This window comes from Acidimicrobiales bacterium, from assembly GCA_016794585.1.
Classification (GTDB): Bacteria; Actinomycetota; Acidimicrobiia; order Acidimicrobiales; family DATDAH01; genus JAEUJM01.
Genome location: JAEUJM010000026.1, coordinates 57,243 through 74,173 on the forward strand (window position 1 = coordinate 57,243; position 16,931 = coordinate 74,173).

Annotated in this window: 16 protein-coding genes; 8 read left to right on the top strand and 8 right to left on the bottom strand. The window is 72.1% G+C overall.

All coding sequences use genetic code 11. The features are described from left to right. The first annotated feature begins 76 nt into the window (after positions 1-76). The 4 genes from JNK12_12900 to JNK12_12915 all read left to right on the top strand — a co-directional run bounded on the left by JNK12_12900 (position 77) and on the right by JNK12_12915 (position 5,487). Positions 77-1,255 (top strand): thiolase family protein, encoded by a 1,179-nt coding sequence (locus JNK12_12900; protein MBL8776831.1) that lies wholly within the window; start codon positions 77-79, stop codon positions 1,253-1,255. Positions 1,256-1,464: 209 nt separating this feature from the next. Beyond that, positions 1,465-2,940 (top strand): aldehyde dehydrogenase family protein, encoded by a 1,476-nt coding sequence (locus JNK12_12905; GenBank protein ID MBL8776832.1) that lies wholly within the window; start codon positions 1,465-1,467, stop codon positions 2,938-2,940. A 109-nt stretch (positions 2,941-3,049) separates the two neighbouring features. After that, positions 3,050-4,459 (top strand): ABC transporter substrate-binding protein, encoded by a 1,410-nt coding sequence (locus JNK12_12910; protein ID MBL8776833.1) that lies wholly within the window; start codon positions 3,050-3,052, stop codon positions 4,457-4,459. A 206-nt stretch (positions 4,460-4,665) separates the two neighbouring features. Beyond that, a complete protein-coding gene (locus tag JNK12_12915) occupies positions 4,666-5,487 on the top strand; it encodes an SDR family oxidoreductase (GenBank protein MBL8776834.1) in 822 nt (273 codons plus the stop codon). Positions 5,488-5,547: 60 nt separating this feature from the next. On the opposite strand, the gene JNK12_12920 is transcribed toward JNK12_12915, so the two are convergent. The 4 genes from JNK12_12920 to JNK12_12935 form a co-directional block, all read right to left on the bottom strand. Beyond that, a complete protein-coding gene (locus tag JNK12_12920) occupies positions 5,548-6,918 on the bottom strand; it encodes an LLM class flavin-dependent oxidoreductase (GenBank protein ID MBL8776835.1) in 1,371 nt (456 codons plus the stop codon). Positions 6,919-7,090: 172 nt separating this feature from the next. Continuing rightward, on the bottom strand, positions 7,091-7,798 hold the full coding sequence (locus JNK12_12925; GenBank protein ID MBL8776836.1) for a TetR/AcrR family transcriptional regulator: 708 nt from the start codon (positions 7,796-7,798) through the stop codon (positions 7,091-7,093). A gap of 115 nt (positions 7,799-7,913) precedes the next feature. Continuing rightward, the gene (locus tag JNK12_12930; GenBank protein ID MBL8776837.1) at positions 7,914-8,240 is read right to left on the bottom strand and encodes a hypothetical protein; all 327 of its coding nucleotides are present in this window, start codon (positions 8,238-8,240) and stop codon (positions 7,914-7,916) included. A 29-nt stretch (positions 8,241-8,269) separates the two neighbouring features. Beyond that, positions 8,270-9,553: an aromatic ring-hydroxylating dioxygenase subunit alpha gene (locus JNK12_12935; GenBank protein MBL8776838.1), complete on the bottom strand. Its 1,284-nt coding sequence runs from the start codon at positions 9,551-9,553 to the stop codon at positions 8,270-8,272. A gap of 163 nt (positions 9,554-9,716) precedes the next feature. Here JNK12_12935 and JNK12_12940 point away from each other — a divergent pair, with 163 nt between their 5' ends. Continuing rightward, positions 9,717-10,217 carry a hypothetical protein gene (locus tag JNK12_12940; protein ID MBL8776839.1) on the top strand — a complete coding sequence of 167 codons (501 nt, stop codon included), beginning with the start codon at positions 9,717-9,719 and terminating at the stop codon, positions 10,215-10,217. 2 nt (positions 10,218-10,219) lie between these two features. Further along, entirely contained in the window at positions 10,220-10,624 is a 405-nt protein-coding gene (locus JNK12_12945; GenBank protein MBL8776840.1) for a hypothetical protein, read from the top strand. A 9-nt stretch (positions 10,625-10,633) separates the two neighbouring features. Here JNK12_12945 and JNK12_12950 read toward each other — a convergent pair whose 3' ends face one another. After that, positions 10,634-11,257, bottom strand: coding sequence for a carboxymuconolactone decarboxylase family protein (locus JNK12_12950; protein ID MBL8776841.1), 624 nt, complete (start codon positions 11,255-11,257; stop codon positions 10,634-10,636). Next, the gene (locus JNK12_12955) at positions 11,254-12,894 is read right to left on the bottom strand and encodes an AMP-binding protein (protein MBL8776842.1); all 1,641 of its coding nucleotides are present in this window, start codon (positions 12,892-12,894) and stop codon (positions 11,254-11,256) included. The genes JNK12_12950 and JNK12_12955 overlap by 4 nt, the downstream gene beginning before the upstream one ends. A gap of 180 nt (positions 12,895-13,074) precedes the next feature. Between JNK12_12955 and JNK12_12960 the strand changes: the two genes are divergently transcribed. Continuing rightward, a complete protein-coding gene (locus JNK12_12960) occupies positions 13,075-13,800 on the top strand; it encodes an intradiol ring-cleavage dioxygenase (protein MBL8776843.1) in 726 nt (241 codons plus the stop codon). 78 nt (positions 13,801-13,878) lie between these two features. Here the strand turns inward: JNK12_12960 and JNK12_12965 are convergent, their stop codons facing one another. Together JNK12_12965 and JNK12_12970 are read right to left on the bottom strand one after the other, a co-directional pair. Then, a complete protein-coding gene (locus JNK12_12965; protein MBL8776844.1) occupies positions 13,879-14,763 on the bottom strand; it encodes an NAD(P)-dependent oxidoreductase in 885 nt (294 codons plus the stop codon). Then, positions 14,760-15,158 (bottom strand): carboxymuconolactone decarboxylase family protein, encoded by a 399-nt coding sequence (locus JNK12_12970; GenBank protein ID MBL8776845.1) that lies wholly within the window; start codon positions 15,156-15,158, stop codon positions 14,760-14,762. Before JNK12_12970 ends, JNK12_12965 begins: the two co-directional genes overlap by 4 nt. Between JNK12_12970 and JNK12_12975 the strand changes: the two genes are divergently transcribed. Beyond that, a complete protein-coding gene (locus JNK12_12975; protein ID MBL8776846.1) occupies positions 15,157-16,743 on the top strand; it encodes an aldehyde dehydrogenase in 1,587 nt (528 codons plus the stop codon). The two genes, JNK12_12970 and JNK12_12975, sit on opposite strands and share 2 nt — an antisense overlap. The last annotated feature ends 188 nt before the right edge of the window (positions 16,744-16,931 follow it).

Below are 16,931 nucleotides of genomic sequence, written 5' to 3' on the forward strand. Positions count from 1 at the left end.
GGGCGCCCCACTCCGGACGTTCTGGCACCGGATTTCGGTGCCAGAACGCGCCCTCTCCTCGCAAAGGACCCGAACCGTGGCTGACGCCGTCATCGTCTCGACCGCCCGCACCGCCATCGGCACCGCCTTCAAGGGCTCGCTGAACGACGTCGACGGGCTCGAGCTCGCCACCAAGGCGGTCGCCGAGGCGGTGGCCCGCTCGGGCATCGATCCCACCCGGGTCGACGACATCGTCCTCGGGGAGGCCCTCTACGGCGGCGGTGACCTCGCCCGCTACGCCGCCACCGAGCTGGGCATGGACAACGTCCCCGGCGTGGCCCACAACCGCCACTGCGCCTCCGGCCTCGCCGCGGTCGCCACCGCTGCCGGCACGATCCGCTCGGACATGGACCGCATCGTGGTCGCCGGCGGCGTCCAGGCGTCGTCCACCTCGCCCCGGTCCATGCGGCGCGTGCCGGGCACCGACGACTGGGACGAGTGGATGTCGCCCACCCACCGCAACACCCCCGAGGCCCCCAACCTCGACATGTCCATCACTGTGGGCTGGAACGCCGCGGTGGAGGCCGGCCTCACCCGGGAGGACCTCGACGCCTGGGCCCTGCGCTCGCACCAGCGGGCCGTCGCCGGCATCGACAGCGGCGCCTTCGCGGAGGAGATCTTCCCGATCGAGGTGACCCGGCGTGACGGCACCACCTCCACCTTCGAGGTCGACGAGCACCCCCGCCGGGACACCAGCGCCGAGCGCCTCGCCGGCCTGAAGGTGCTGCACCCCGAGATCGAGGGCTTCAGCATCACCGCCGGCAACGCCGCCGGCATGAACGACGGCGCCGCCGCTCTCGTGCTCGCCGCCGGCGACCTGGCCGAGGCCGAGGGCCTCGAGGCCCTCGCCACCATCCGCTCCTGGGCGTCGGTCGGCGTTGCCCCGGCCCGCACGGGGATGGCCCCCATCGACGCCATCCCGAAGGCCCTCGACCGGGCCGGCCTGACCGTCGCCGACGTCGACCTCTTCGAGATCAACGAGGCCTTCGCCTCGGTTCCCGTCGCCACCTGCAAGGCCCTCGGCCTCGACGAGGACATCGTCAACGTCCTCGGCAGCGGCTGCAGCCTCGGCCACCCGATCGCCATGACCGGTGCCCGCATGATCATCACCATGGTCCACGAGCTGCGCCGCCGGGGTGGCGGCACCGGCGTGGCCGCCATGTGCGCCGGCGGCGGCATGGGCAGCGCCGTCGTGTTCGACGTCGCCGCGCCCTGACCCGCCGTCCGCACCCGACACCAACGACCGAGCCACGACCCACCGAGCCACGACCCACAGAGCCACGACCGACCGACGAGCACCGAACCACCGAAACGGCCCGACGCAGCGGCCGAGGCTCCCGGCCCTGGCGCCACGAGCACCACCGATCGAACCGCAGCACGCACACCGACCGACCGAACGAACGCACGAACCGAGGGGGACGCCCGATGGGCTACGAGGACCGACTGCTGATCGACGGCGAGCTGGTGGCGGCCGAGGGCGGCCGCACCTTCGCCACCCTGGACCCGGCGACCGGCCAGGTCATCTGCGAGCCGGCCGACGCGTCGGTCGCCGACGCCGACCGCGCCATCGGCGCCGCCCGCCGGGCCTTCGACGACACGGACTGGGCGGGCAACCGCGAGCTGCGCCTGCGTTGCCTGCGCCAGCTCCACGAGGCCCTCGTGGCCCAGGCCGAGGAGCTGCGCCCGCTGATCGTCGCCGACGTGGGCGCCCCCGTCATGCTCACCCACGACGGGCCCCAGCAGGACACCCCGGTGGCGATGATCAACTGGTACGCCGACCTGCTCGAGCGCTACGAGTTCACCGAGGACCTCGGCACCGCGCTCGTCCGGGGCGCCGACCACCGCCGCTGGGTCGAGCGCGAGCCGGTGGGCGTGGCCGCCGCGATCGTCCCGTACAACTACCCGCTGCAGATCACGCTGGCGAAGCTCGTCCCCGCCCTCGCCGCGGGCTGCACCGTGGTGTGCAAGGGCGCCCCGCAGACCCCGCTGGTCACGAACTTCCTGGGCCGCCTCATCGCCGAGCACACCGACATCCCCGCCGGCGTCGTCAACATGATCACCGACTCGGGCACCGACGTCGCCGTCGCCCAGTCGCTCACCACCGACCCCCGGGTCGACATGGTCACCTTCACCGGCTCCACCCCGACCGGCCGGCGCATCATGGCCGCGGCCAGCGCCACCGTGAAGAAGGTGTTCCTCGAGCTCGGCGGCAAGTCCGCCTTCATCGTCCTCGACGACGCCGACCTCGGCCTCTCGGCCATGCTCGCCGGCTTCACCATCTGCTCTCACGCCGGCCAGGGGTGTGCCATCACGACCCGCCTGCTCGTGCCGGCCTCGAAGTACGACGAGGCGGTCGAGCAGACCGCGGCGATCATGGCCGGCGTCCCCTACGGCGACCCGACCGACCCGGGGATGATGATGGGCCCGCTCGTGAGCGAGGCCCAGCGCCAGAAGGTCGACGCCTACGTGCAGAGCGCGGTCGCCGAGGGCGGCCGGGTCGTGCTCGGCGGCAAGGTGCCCGAGCACCTGCCCGACGGCTTCTTCTACGAGCCCACCCTGATCGCCGGCGTCGGCCCCGACGCCAAGATCAACCAGGAGGAGGTCTTCGGGCCGGTCCTCACGGTGTTGGCGTACGACGGCGACGACGACGCCGTGGCCATCGCCAACGACTCGGTGTTCGGCCTGTCTGCCACCGTGGTCAGCAGCGACGACGACCACGCCACCGCGGTGGCCCGGCGCCTGCGCACCGGCACGGTCAGCGTCAACGGGGGCATGTGGTACGCCCCCGACTGCCCCTTCGGGGGCTACAAGCAGTCCGGCATCGGCCGGGAGATGGGGGTGGCCGGCTTCGAGGAGTACCTCGAGACCAAGACCCTCGCGATCCCGGTGGCGTCGGCGTGAGAGCAGGGCCGCGGCACGCCGCGGATGGGGAGCGACTACGCTCCGGCCCCAGTGAGTGCAATGCTCTCACTGGGGAAGAACCACGTTTCCACTGGGGGAAGGAATCCACATGAGGTCCACGTCCACGAAGCGCTGGCGCTTCCTGATCGCCCTGCTCTGCGCCGGGACCCTCGTGGTCGCCGCATCGTGCAGCAACTCGGGCGACGACGAGTCCAGCAGCGACACCACCGAGGCCGACTCGGGCTCGACCGACACCACCGCGGCAGGCGGTGACGAGCCGGTCTCGGTCGACCAGCCCGGCGTGACCGACGAGGAGATCCGCTTCTCCGCCCTCGGCACCCAGGCCAACAACCCGCTCGGCACCTGTGTGCTCGACTGCTACACCGACGGCATCCGGGCCTACTTCGCGTACAAGAACGCCGAGGGTGGCGTCCACGGCCGCGACCTCGTGCTCGACGACGGCGACATCCTCGACGACGAGCTGTCCAACAACCAGGCGCGCGCCCTCGAGATCATCTCGGACAACGACACCTTCGCCACGTTCAGCGCCACCCAGGTGGCCTCGGGATGGGGTGACCTCCACGAGGCCGGCATCCCGCTCTACGTCTGGCAGATCCACCCGGCCGAGACCGAGGGTCGGGAGGGCATCTTCGGCCAGCGCGAGACGGTGTGCATCGAGTGCACCTCGCGCGCGGTCGCCCTGCTCGCCCAGGAGGCGGAGGCCACCCAGGTGGCTGCCCTCGGCTACGGCGTGAGCGAGAACTCCGCCCAGTGCGCGGAGGCGGCGGGCGAGACGATCGAGCTCTACGCCGACGACATCGGCGGGGACGTCGAGGTCGCCTACGTGAACAGCGATCTCGCCTTCGGCCTGCCGAACGGCATCGGCCCCGAGGTCACGGCGATGAAGAACGCCGGCGTGGACTTCGTCGTGGGCTGCATCGACCTCAACGGCATGAAGTCGCTGGCCCAGGAGATGGAGCGCCAGGGCATCAACGACGACGTCACGATGTACCACACCAACACCTACGACCAGGCCTTCGTGGCCGAGGCCGACCCGCTGTTCGAGGGCGACCTCATCGGGGCCCAGTTCCGGCCCTTCGAGGCCGAGTCGGCCGGCTCCAACCTCGACCTCTACCACGAGTGGATGGCCGAGACCGGCGCCGAGGAGTCCGAGCTGGCCATGGTCGGCTGGATCAACGCCGACGAGGCGGTCACCGGCCTCGAGCTGGCCGGTGCCGACTTCAGCCGGGAGAGCGTGATCGACGCCCTCAACGAGGTCACCGACTACACCGCCGGCGGCCTCGTGCCCGACATCGACTGGACCCGCCAGCACTCCGCTCCCACCCAGGACGATCTGGCCACCCACGGGCCCGCCCTCGACTGCCTGGCCTTCGTCAAGGTGGTCGACGCCGAGTTCGAGGTGCAGGGCGACCCCGAGGCGCCCTGGCAGTGCTGGTCCGGCGAGAACCGGGACTGGTCCGACCCGGAGGCCACCAACTTCACCGCCGACGGCGAGTAGCCGCCGGCCGCAGATCCGGATGCAGCGGGGCGGCGCCTTCGGGCGCCGCCCCGCTCGCGTCCGGCGGGCGCCCCGTCGCGCACGGGGTGCAATCGGACGCCGCCGCCGAGGCGGACGTCGAGTGGTCGGGTGGGAGATGACGGGGTCGCTACCTCCGTGGTGGTCGGGCGAGGGATGTGGACGTGGAACGAGAGGAATGAGGATCGATGGCGAGTGACGTGATCGTGGTGGTCGGGGTCGGCGGGATGGGCGGGCCGCTCGCCCGTCGGCTCGGGCTGGGGCGGACGGTGCTCCTGGCCGACTTCTCCGCTGAGCTGCTCGCCGACACGGCGGCGGCGCTGGCGGGGGAGGGGCACGCCGTCGAGACCCGCGAGCTCGACGTGTCCGACGCCGCCTCCGTGGCGGCGCTGGCGGCCGCGGCCGACGGGCTGGGCCCGGTGCGCACGCTGGTCCACACCGCCGGCGTCTCACCGGTGCAGGCGCCCGCCGACCGCGTCATGGCGGTCGACCTGCTCGGCGCCGCGCTCGTCCTCGACGCCTTCGGCCCGGTGATGGTGCCGGGCGGCGCCGGTGTCGTGATCTCGTCCATGTCCGCGGCGCTGGTGGGCTCGCTCGGGGCCGAGGTCGAGGCCTCCATCGCCACAACGCCGACCGCCGAGCTCCTGGCGATCCCCGCGGTGGCGGAGATGGCCGCCGGCGACCCCGGCTTCGCCTACGCCTTCGCCAAGCGAGCGGTGCAGATCCTCGTGGCCAAGGCCAGCGTCCCGTGGGGTCGTCGTGGCGCCCGGGTCAACAGCATCAGCCCCGGGGTGATCGCCACGTCCATGGGCCAGGCCGAGCTCGACGGCCCCCACGGCGATGGCATGCGGGCCATGGTGGCCATGTCGGGCACCGCCCGTCTGGGGACCCCCGACGACATCGCCGCCGCCGCCGAGTTCCTGCTCTCCGAGCGGGCGTCGTTCATCACCGGCACGGATCTCCTCGTCGACGGCGGCGTGGTCGCCGCCGTCCGCACCCCCACCACCTGAGTCGTTCTCGAGGCAATCGCGCGCGGTGGGCGCGCGTCATTGCCTCGGGTTCGGCGTCGCTCAGCCTCGGAGGGCGGCGTCGGGGCGGGCGATGCCGAGGTTCTCGCGGAGCGTGGCGCCCGTGTACTCGGTGCGGAAGACGCCGCGGCGCTGGAGCTCGGGGACCACGAGGCGCACCATGTCCTCGTAGGCGCCGGGGGTGTGGGTGGCGGCGATGACGAAGCCGTCGCAGGCGCCGCCGTCGAACCACTCGTGCATCTGATCGGCCACCTCGGTGGCGGTGCCCACGAAGCGGGGGCCCTGGAGCAGAGTGGCCCGGTGGCCGGCGAGGTCGCGGAGGGTGATGGTGTCGCCGCCGATGTGCTGGCGCAGGTTCTGCACGAGGCCCCGGATGCCCGACACCGAGGCGATGAGCTCGTCGGTGATGGGATCGTCGAGGCCCATGTCCGAGAAGTCGTGGTTCATGAGCTCGGAGAGCAGTGTCAGCGAGGCGATCGGGTCGACGAGGTCGTTCAGGAAGTGCTGCTCGCGCTCGAGGGCCTGGCCGTGGGACTCGCCCACCACCGTGTACACCATCGGGCACATCTTCACGGACTGCGGGTCGCGCCCCGTGGCGCCGATGCGCTCCTTCTGGTCGGCGTAGTGGGCCTTGGCGATGTCGATGTCGGGGTCGCCCATGAAGATGAGCTCGGCCCAGCGGGCGGCGAAGTCCCGACCCCGGCCCGAGGAGCCCGCCTGGAGCAGCACTGGCCGGCCTTGCGGGCCGCGGGGCACGGTGAGCGGACCCCGGGTGGAGTACCACGTACCGTCGTAGTCGAGCTCGTGGACCTTGTCGGGGTCGGCGAAGTAGCCGGCCTCTCGGTCGAGGACGAGGGCGTCGTCCTCCCAGGTGTCCCACAGCCCGGTGGTGGCCTCGAGGAACTCGTCGGCCCGGTCGTAGCGCTCGTCATGGGCGATGTGCTCGCGCAGGCCGTAGTTCTGGGCCTCGCTGTCGTTGACCGAGGTGACCACGTTCCACGCGGCGCGGCCGTTGGTGAGGTGGTCGAGGGTGGCGAAGGTCCGGGCCACGTGGAAGGGGGAGTAGTAGGTCGTGGAGTAGGTGGCGCCGAGGCCGATCGACCGGGTGGCGCCGGCGATGATGCCGAGCACGACCGAGAGGTCGAGCTTCACCGGCCGGGCGCCGACGCGGACCGCCTCGGCCACCGAGCCGGCGTAGATGCCGGGCATGGCCAGGCGGTCGTCGAAGAACATGACGTCGAAGCAGCCCTCTTCGAGGGTGCGGCCGAGCTTCTGGTAGTAGCTCGCGTCGAGGAAGCCGTGCTCGGTGGAGGCGTGGCGCCACGAGCCGGCGTACACCGTCGAGCTGCCCGCCTGCATGAAGCCGACCAGCGCCATCTGCCGCTTGGCGCTGGTGGTGGTGGCGTTGCCCATCGTCCCCTCCCGACTGGGTGAGAACGGCGCTCTCGCCCAGGTAGAGTGGCACTATACACCCCCGGCTGGCAGCCTCACCACGGTCGCCGACCCCACCACCACCGATCGCCGTGAGCTTCGCCGACCTTGGGAAAGGCGCGGGCCCGCCCCGCCGAGCTGCGGGGGCCGCTCGCTAGGCGCGGATGCCGAGGAAGACCATGTCCCACGCCTCGGCGGCGGCATCGGCGTCCTCGCGGACCGGCGTGCCGCTGATGGTCAGCGAGAACGCGGTGAAGCTGATGGCCTGGATGACGATGCCGGCGATCTGGCGGTGGGGGATGCCCTCGCGGAGCTTGCCCGCCGCGGCCGCCTCGTCCATGAGCTCCTCGAGGAGGCCCACCAGCGGGACGTAGGCCCGCGACGCCTCTTTGGGGTGGCCGGTGAGCAGCTGCTGGGCGAACTCGGCCATCACCGGCGCGGGGACCTGCGTGGGCACCTTCTTCGGCGCTTTGCCTTTGGGCACCGGACGGCACAGGTCGTAGTACTCGGTGACGAAGCGCTCGAGACGGGCGAGCGGCTCGGTCTCCTCGTCGACCTTGGTGCGCAGGAGCACGGCGGTGCTGCGCACGGACTCCTCGAACAGCGCCAGCAGCAACTCGTACTTGCCGGCGAAGTACTGGTAGAAGCTGCGCAGCGACTGGCCGGAGCGCTCGACGACCTCCTGGACCGTGAACTCCTTGTCGTGGTCCTCGGCCATGAGCTCGATGGCGGCGTCGAGGAAGCGCTGCACGCGTGCCTCGGCCCGCACCCGGGCGGGATCGAGGGAGCGGGCCACCGCTTGCTCACGCCAGGTGGGGGTCTCGTCACCGCCGGCGTCGCCCACCGTCTCGTCCGCGCTCATGGGCACAGAAGGTACTACTCACCAGCGAGAAGAACGATCTTCTCCAAGTGAGTGAACGCTCGCAATCGGGTGAGAACTGCCTTCTCAATCGGGAGCGGCGCCGCCGCTCAGCCTCTCAGGGCTTGAGGCCGAGGACGCAGTCCATGGACGCTGGCCCGCTGTCGGGGACGCGGGGCTGGCGCCACACCTCGACGGGGAACGACGCCGTCATCAGCGAGTTGCAGAGCTGCAGCAGGCGGGTGGCGTCCTCGGGGAGGGCGTTGATGTCGAGGGCGTCGAGGTGGTCCAGCGCCGCCTCGAGGCGGGGGAAGGCGGCGTCGTAGAACGCCTGGAGCTCGTCCATGGTGCTGGCGATGCGCTTGTCGTAGCGCTCGTCCTCGGTGGGCAGGCACCAGTCGGCGAAGGGCTCGAGGTCGGCGAACTCGGCGGGCAGGATCGGCACGGTGTGGGTCTCCTCGCTCGGCTCGGCGCTCAGGACGCGGCCGAGATGCGCACGGCGGTCTCGGGCTGGCTCTCGAGGTACTCGGCGATGTGGCGCCGGCACACGGTGTGCAGGTGGCGCAGGAGCACCTCCTGGTCGTTCAGCGGGAACTCGGTCACCGCCTGCGATTCGAGCATCACCTGGGTGGCCTCGAGGGTGTTGCCGTCCTGGAGGGCGTACTCCTTGAAGGTGACCGCGGCCAGCTCCTGGGCGACCCGCTCGCGGGCGTTCTTCGGGGACACGAAGTAGAGCCCGCCCTCGAAGATGTGGGTGTTGTAGCTCGTCGGCCAGTAGTGGTACGTGAGGTACCAGCCCGGCTTCCAGATGAGCAGCATGAAGTTGGGGAACAGCAGGAACGAGTCCACGCCCCACTTGGGGTGGCCCGACGGGTTGACGCCGGGGGGCAGCTCGCCGAGGTCGGGGCCGTCCCAGGGGCCGAACAGGCCGCTGCGGGTGACCTGCTCGATGGGCTTCACCATGGCGAGGTCCTTCGGCGGGGACATGCCGCCCCACGACGAGACGACGGCGTGGTCGCCCTTGATCTCGTAGGCGAGGGCCTCGTAGCCGACGCCGGCCAGCTTGCGGGATTCCTCGGCCGTGGCCTGCTTCGCGTGCAGAACAGGTGCGTGGTAGAACTCGGTGAAGGCGTCGATGAAGAGCTTCCAGTTGGCGCCCACCTCGGCCCGGTACTTCGAGACCTGGGTCATCTCGCCGAAGGGGTAGCCGGCGAGGTCGGCGCCCATCTGGCCGAGCGACTCCTCGAGCGAGGCGGCGTCGTTATCGAGGTTCACGAAGACGAACCCCTCCCACACCTCGCAGCGCACGGGGGCGAGGCCGTAGGCGTCCTTGTCGAGGTCGAAGAACTCGCCTTCCTGCTGGACGAAGGTCAGGCCGCCGTCGAGGCCGTAGCGCCAGCCGTGGTACTTGCAGGTGAACTGGCGGCACGTGCCGCTGGTCTCGTCGCGGGGGTAGTCGTCCCACACCAGCTTGTTGCCGCGGTGGCGGCAGACGTTGTGGAACGCCCGGGGCGAGCCGTCGGGGTCGCGCACGACGATCACCGAGGTGCGGGCGGCGTGGAGCTCCTTGGTGAAGTAGGCGCCGGTGCGCGGGAGCTGCTCCATCCGGCCGACGTTCAGCCACGTCTTGCGGAAGATGGCGTCGCGCTCGAGCTCGTAGTGCTCGGGCGAGATCGAGTCGTCGTAGCTGACGGGGCCGGTGTCGAGGCCGAAGTGCTCGGTCCAGGAGCCCTCGGCGGGCTTGGTGAAGTGCGCCATGTGTCGGTCCCCTCCGGTCGCGTCCGATCGCGCGTGCGGCGGCAACGATAGCAGCAATCTCACAGGATGAGAAGGGCGTTATCACTCGGCCGTCGACTGGCTCCGCCGGTAGTGAGAAACGCCGATGCATTGACACGAGTTGACATCTCGATAGCCTGTGTCCATGGGCCGGATCGACGATGTGCTCGACGGTGTGCGGGCCGAGCTCCGCGACGAACACGACGTTCCGGACGTTCGATCGGCGGTCGAGGCAATGGTCCGTGCGTACCGGCAAGCGACCACCGAGAAAGCGGTTCTCACCGGCTCGGCGGTCGCCCGCCTGCTCGGCGTGAGCCGGCAGGCGGTCCATCAGCGGGCCAGCCGGGGGTCGCTCCTCGCCGTCGCCGATGCGGACGGTGTCCGCTACCCGATGTGGCAGTTCCGCGACGGGGAGCCGGTCCCCGGTCTGCTGCACCTGGTGCGGTCGTCTCGGGACGCCGGCGTCGACGACGCCGCGCTGGCCTCGTGGATCGAGTCGGACGAGGAGCGACTGGCAGCGATCGCGGCGGGCGATCTCGATGCCCTGCTGGCCCACGTCGAGGAGGCGCGGGTGCGCAAGACGTCCATGACACGACGCCGTGTCGCCGGTCCTGCTCGCCGGCTGACGGACGAAGCCGCATCCTGAGGATGTTCCGCTCGTCGACCACCATCGACGAGGCGCTCGAGGAGATCGTGGGATGGGCCGACTCGCTGCCGGGCGACTTCTCGATCGACGTGGTCGACCACGACGACGCCACGACCATCGACCTGCACGGCGCGCTGATCTCGTCGGCGGTCGAGGTCCGGGCGTCGCTCGTCGTCACCGCGGACGCAACCGTGCTCGAGTACCGGTTCGACGTGCGCCGGCGGGAAGGCGGGCTGCTGTGGCGCCATGACCGTCACCTCGGTCACGAGCACGACCCGGGGATGCGTGGACCGGAGCACCTCCACGAGGTGCGAGCGGGGAAGGAGGTCCGCCTGCCCAGTGACCCCGTCGACCTCGCCGCCGTTCGAGTGCTCCTGGTGCAGACCAACCTGGACCTCGCCCGCTGACGGCTCCGGTCAGGGCGCCGGCGGCGGGAGGGGGGTGATGCCGGCGAGGTCGGCGTCGAGGGGGACGCCGAGGGTGCGCATCATCATGGCCAGCACGTCGTAGGCGCCGACGGTGAAGATCAGGTCGAGCAGCTGTTGGGTGTCGAACGTCGCTGCAAGGGTCGCCCAGGTGGCGTCGCTGATGAGCGCGTCGTCGAGGAGCTCGTCGACCGCCCGCACGATGGCGGCGTCGCCGTCGGACCAGCCGTCGGCGTCGGGGCCGTCGGCGACGCGCAGGACCTCGTCGTCCGAGATGCCGACGTCGCCGGCGAGCACCACGTGCTGCGCCCACTCGTAGGCGGCCTGGCGGCGGAAGGCCACCCGCAGGACCAGGAGCTCGCGGGTCCGCAGGTCGAGCGTGGTGGCGAAGAGGAGGTGTCCGTTGAAGGTGTTGTAGGCCTTCGTCAGCTGGGGGTGGTGGGCGAACGAGCCGAGGACGTTCATCCCCTTGGGGCGCCCCTCGGTGTTGGGGAACGGGTGGCGGGGCTCGGCCGGCCGGATGGCGGCGAGGGCGTCACGCATCGCCGGCGGCCACTCCTTCGGCCCCAGCGGAGCGACCCGGGGGGAGGTGGGGCCGGGGGTGGGTTCGGTCACGGCTGCGCCTCCACGGAACCGTCGCGCAGCTGGGCGCGGAGGCGGTACTTCTGGACCTTGCCCGACGGCGTCCGGGGGAACTCGTCGACCGCGACGATCGACTCGGGCCACTTCTGGCGGGCCAGGCCCACCTGCTCGAGGTGGGCGCGGACCTCGTCGAGCGTCGGCGTCGCCTGGCCGTCGCGCAGGCGGACGATCGCGGCCGCCCGCTCGCCGAGGCGGTCGTCGGGCCGCCCCACCACCGCCACCTCGGCGACCGCGTCGAGCCCCATGAGCTGCTCCTCGACCTCTTGGGCGCTGATGTTCTCGCCGCCGCGGATGATCACGTCGGACAGGCGGTCGGTGATGGCCAGGTAGCCGTCGTCGTCCATGACCCCGACGTCGCCCGAGTGGTACCAGCCGTCCTCGTCGAAGACCCGGGCGGTGAGCTCGGCGTCGGTGTAGCCCACGCAGCAGTCGGGGCCACGGCTGAGGATCTCGCCCTCCTCGGTGAGGCGCACCTCGACGCCGGGCATGGCGTGGCCGTCGGTGGTGTGGCGCTTCTCGGCCGGCTCGCTGGCCAGGCTGCCGGTGATCGACGGGTGCTCGGTGCTGCCGTAGGAGCGGAAGGCGGTGATGCCCATGGCGGCCATGCGCTCCATGACCGCGATCGGGACGGTCGAGCCGCCGAGGCCGGCGTAGGGCATGAGGGCGAGGTGGGCGTCGGAGAAGTCGGGGTGGTCGAGCAGGCTGGTCATGAAGTAGGTGGCGCCGCCGGACACGCCGATGTTCTCGGCGAGCATGAGGCGCAGGATCTCGCCCGGGTCCCACACGTCGACGAGGTGGACCTCGCGCTCGCGCAGCAGTGGCGTGAGGAAGGCGTTGAGCATCCCGATGAAGTGCCCGACCGGCGCGCCGGTGATGGGGGAGGGGCCGCCCTGCGGGTACATGTAGTCGAGCTGGCGGGTCTCGCAGGCGATCGTGCGGTGGGAGTGGACGACGCCCTTCGGGTCGCGGGTGGTGCCCGAGGTGAAGCCGATGATGGTGGGGGCGTCGGGGTTCACTGCGGCGTGCTCGCCGAGCGGCTCGGCGTCGAGGAGGGTGGCGAAGGGTTGCGCCGCGGCGGGCAGGTCGGCCGCCGGCGTCTCGCCCACCACGAACCAGTGCTCGACGGGCGTGTTGGCCATGGCCTCGCCGTGCACGGCCAGGTGCTCGACGTGGCCGAAGCGGTCGGCGCTGACCACGGCGGCCGGCTGGGTCGACCGCAGGATGTAGTCGACCTCCTTGGCCCCGTAGAAGTGGACGATGGGGACGACGACCGCGCCCAGGTAGGCGGCCGCCCAGAAGGTGATGCCCGCCTCGACCCAGTTCGGGAGCTGGACGACGATCACGTCGCCCGCCCCGACGCCCCGCGCCCGCAGCTCGGTGGCCATCGACCGGGCGGCCCGGTCCACGTCGCCGAACGTGCCCGACCACGGCCGGAATTTCGAGTGCACCTCGAAGCGGGTGTCGCCGAGGCGCTCGAGGCCGGCGGCGACCATGTCGCCGAGGCTCTCGTCCCGCCACCACCCGTCGGCGATCCACCGCTGGGTGACGTCCTCCGGGATCGGCCGGCGGGCCCACCGGTGGACGGGATCAGCGTTCGTCGGTTCCCCCATGGCCGACGATGCTCGCGCGGATGCGGCGCCCCGGTGGACGGGACGGTCGGGCGCCGTGGCCGCGTCGAGCGCGACGGCCGGCGAGCACCAGCGTGCGCTCGGTGTGCGTCGCCGGCGTCCTCCGGCGTCCTCCGGCGTCCTCCGGCGTTCCGAGGCGGGCGCCGCCGCCATACTGCGACGGTGATCCGTGACCCTGGACCGGACCCACGGGACGAGCAGATCGCCGGGCTGTCCCGGCGGCGGCTGCTCGGCCTCCTCGGCGTCGGCGGCGCGGCCGTCGTGGTCGGGAGCTCAGGGCTCACCGACCTGGGCTCGTCGCCGACCCGCGCCGGCGCCGCGTCGCTCGGCCCGGTCTGCACGCTCACTCCGGAGGCGATGGAGGGGCCGTACTACCTGCGGGGCGGGCCGCGGCGGAGCGACATCCGTGAGGGTCGGGGCGGCGAGCGGCTCCGGCTGGTCCTCACCGTGGTGGACGCCACCACCTGTGATCCGATCGAGGGCGCCAAGGTCGACGTCTGGCACGCCGACCGGCTGGGGAACTACTCGGGCTTCGGCGCCACCGCCGCGAACGACACCTTCCTTCGGGGCCGCCAGATCTCCGACGAGGCGGGTCGGGTGATCTTCACCACCACCTATCCCGGCTGGTACCCCGGCCGCACGGCGCACATCCACGTGAAGGTGCACGTCGGCGGCGACGTGGTGCACACCGGCCAGCTCTACTTCCCGCAGCGTTTCAACGACCGCGTCTACGCCCAGCCCCGCTACCGGCACCTCGGCAACCAGGTGACCAACCACCAGGACGGCATCTTCAACTCGTCCGGCGGCGCCCAGACCAAGCTGGCGCTCACCCGAGCCCAGGACGACAACGGCTACAAGGGCGTCATGACCCTCGCCGTCCAGCGCTGATCCGCCCGGACGCGGCGTCGACCCGTGCGATTCTCCGCACGACGTGCGAAATCCTGCACGTCCTGCGGCAGGCCGAGATCACGACCTCGATCGCTCTGACGACTGGACGAAGGGGAAGATGCGGGTGAAGTCGGCGTCGGGCTCGGCGGCGGCGAAGGCCCGCCACAGGGCGACGGTGGTGTCGGCGAGGGCGTGGGGGCCGCCGGCGGCCTCGACCTCGTCGAGGTAGAGACCCACGTCCTTGGCCATGAGGCGGCCGGCGAACCCGGCGGCGTAGCGGCCGGTCAGGACGTGGTTCGGGAACTTGTCGCTCGTGGCGGCGCTCTGGCCGCTGGCGGCGTTGAGCACGTCGAGCATGGTGGCGAGGTCGAGGCCGGCGGCGAGCCCGAAGGCGATCGCCTCGCTGGTGGCGGCGAGGGCCGCGGCCGAGCAGTAGTTGTTGGCCAGCTTCATGGCCTGGGCCAGCCCGGGCCGGTCACCGACCCGGTGGCGGCGGTCGCTGAGCCCGGCCAGCACGGGCTCGGCCCGGGCGACGGCGGCGTCCGTGCCGGCGAACATCACCAGCAGCGTGCGGGCCCTTGCGCCGGCGACCCCACCGGAGACCGGGGCGTCGACCAGGTCCACGCCTTCTTTCTGGAGGCGGCGGTGCAGCGTCTCGGCGGCCCGGACCCCGACCGTCGACGTGTCGATCACCAGGTCGGTGCGCCGCCCGTCGGTGGCGAGCAGGTCCTCGACCACGGCGGCGCACGCGGCGCCGTCCGGCAGGCTCAGCACGACGGTCGTCGCCCGCTCGGCCACCTCGGCGGCGCTCTCCACGAAGGTGACGCCCGCCGGCGCCCGCTCGGGCCCGGCGGCGTCGTGGGCGACCACGTCGAGCCCGGCGCCCGCCAGGTTGGCGGCCAGCACCTGCCCCATGTTCCCCAGCCCGACAACGCCGACGGGCCCGCCGGCCGCCTCGGTCACGTCTCGGCGTCGCGCTCGGCGCGGGTGGCCTTGACCGCCTTGCGGGCGGAGAGGCCGGCGGGGCCGCCGCAGTAGGCGGCGACCTGGAAGACCAGCTCGTCGACCTCCTCGTCGGTCACGCCGGCGTTGGGCGCCGCGGCGGCGTGGATGCGGAACTCGTCCATGCGCCCCATCGCCGCGGTCATGGCCAGTACGAGCAGGCTGCGGTCCCGCAGGCTCAGCGGCCCGCCGCGCGCCCACACGCCCCAGGCCATCTCGGTGAGGTAGGTCTGGAACTCGGCGCCGACCGGGTCCTCGGCGACCTCGGCCAGCCGGGCGTCGACGTACTCGTCGCCGAGCACCCGCCGGCGCACCGCCCATCCGTCCGGAGCGTCAGTGCCGTCGGTGTCGTCCATGGGTCCCCCTCGTCGTCCGGGCGTGTGCGATGTCTACGCAACCGTACGACATGAGAATGCCCTTCTTCTCCTGGCATACTACCGTTTCCAGAAAGTCAGACGGAGTGGAGGGGCACCGTTGGCCCAGTACGAGAACCGGGGCGAGCTGTTCATCGGGGGTGCCTGGGAGGCGCCGGCGGACGGGGGCACCGTCGAGGTGATCTCGCCCGTCAGCGAGCAGCCCATCGCCACGGTGGCCACCGCCGGGCCCGCCGACGTCGACAAGGCCGTCGCCGCCGCCCGGGCCGCGTTCGACGAGGGCCCGTGGCCCCGGCTCGACCCCGCCGAGCGCATCGACGCCGTCCGCCGCCTCGCCGACCTCTACGCCCCCCGCCGCAAGGAGCTGGCCCAGCTCATCACCGACGAGATGGGCGCCCCGATCTCGTTCTCGAAGTTCGCCCAGGCGACCCTGCCGTGGACGATGCTCGGCGCCTTCGCCGCCATCGGCGACGCCTACGCCTGGGAGGAGCGCCGCCCCGGCTACTTCGGCGACGAGGTCGTCCTGCGCAAGGAGCCCGCCGGCGTGGCCGCCGCCATCGTCCCGTGGAACATGCCGCAGTTCCTGATCGTCGGGAAGCTGGCGCCGGCGCTCATCGCCGGCTGCCCGATCATCATCAAGCCGGCGCCCGAGACGCCGCTCGACGCCCTCGTCCTCGCCGAGCTGGTCGAGCAGCTCGACCTGCCGCCGGGCGTGGTCAGCGTCTTGCCCGGCGGGCGCGACACCGGCGCCGCCCTGGTCGAGCACCCCGGCGTGGACAAGGTGGCCTTCACCGGCTCGACCGCCGCCGGCCGCCAGGTCGCCGCCGCCTGCGGTGCCGCCCTCAAGCGGGTGAGCCTCGAGTTGGGCGGCAAGTCCGCCGCCATCGTCCTCGACGACGCCGACCCGGCGATGGTCGCCCAGGGCGTGAAGGTCGCCGGCCTCATGAACAGCGGCCAGGCCTGCGTCGCCCAGACCCGGGTGCTCGTGCCCGCCGCCCGCGCCGCCGAGCACGTCGACGCCCTCGCCGCCATGGTGGAGGATCTGGTGCTGGGCGACCCCAACGACCCGGCGACCGAGATCGGCCCCCTCGTCGCCGAGCGCCAGCAGGCTCGGGTGCGGGGCTACGTCGAGTCGGGCGTCACCGAGGGCGCCCGCCTGGTGGTGGGCGGCGCCGCCCGCCCGGCCGGCCTCGACCAGGGCTGGTTCGTGGCGCCGACGCTCTTCGCCGACGTCGACAACGCCATGACCATCGCCCGCGAGGAGATCTTCGGGCCCGTGCTGTCGGTCATCCCCTACGAGGGCGACGCCGACGCGCTGCGCATCGCCAACGACTCGGACTACGGCCTGTCCGGCTCGGTCTGGACCGCCGACGAGGAGCGCGGCCTGGCCGTCGCCGCCGGCGTGCGCACCGGCTCGTTCGGCGTGAACCAGCCCTACTCGATGGACCCGGCGGCGCCCTTCGGCGGCGTGAAGGCCAGCGGCCTCGGCCGTGAGCTCGGCCCCGAGGGCCTCGAGGGCTACCTCGACGTCAAGGCCATCTCCGTCCAGCGAGCCCCCGCCGGCTGATCATGGTGTGAGGCGGCGGCGCCACCGTCCGCGCTCGTCCCGCTCGGGCTCACGGAACTCGAGGCAAGAGCCGCCGGAATCCGGGGGGCATTGCCTCGAGTTCGGCGTCGCCGACGGCCCGGGCCACGGAGCGTGGCCTCGCTTTCGCCGGCGTGGCGCCGAGGGGGGACGGATGACGGCTGCGCCCG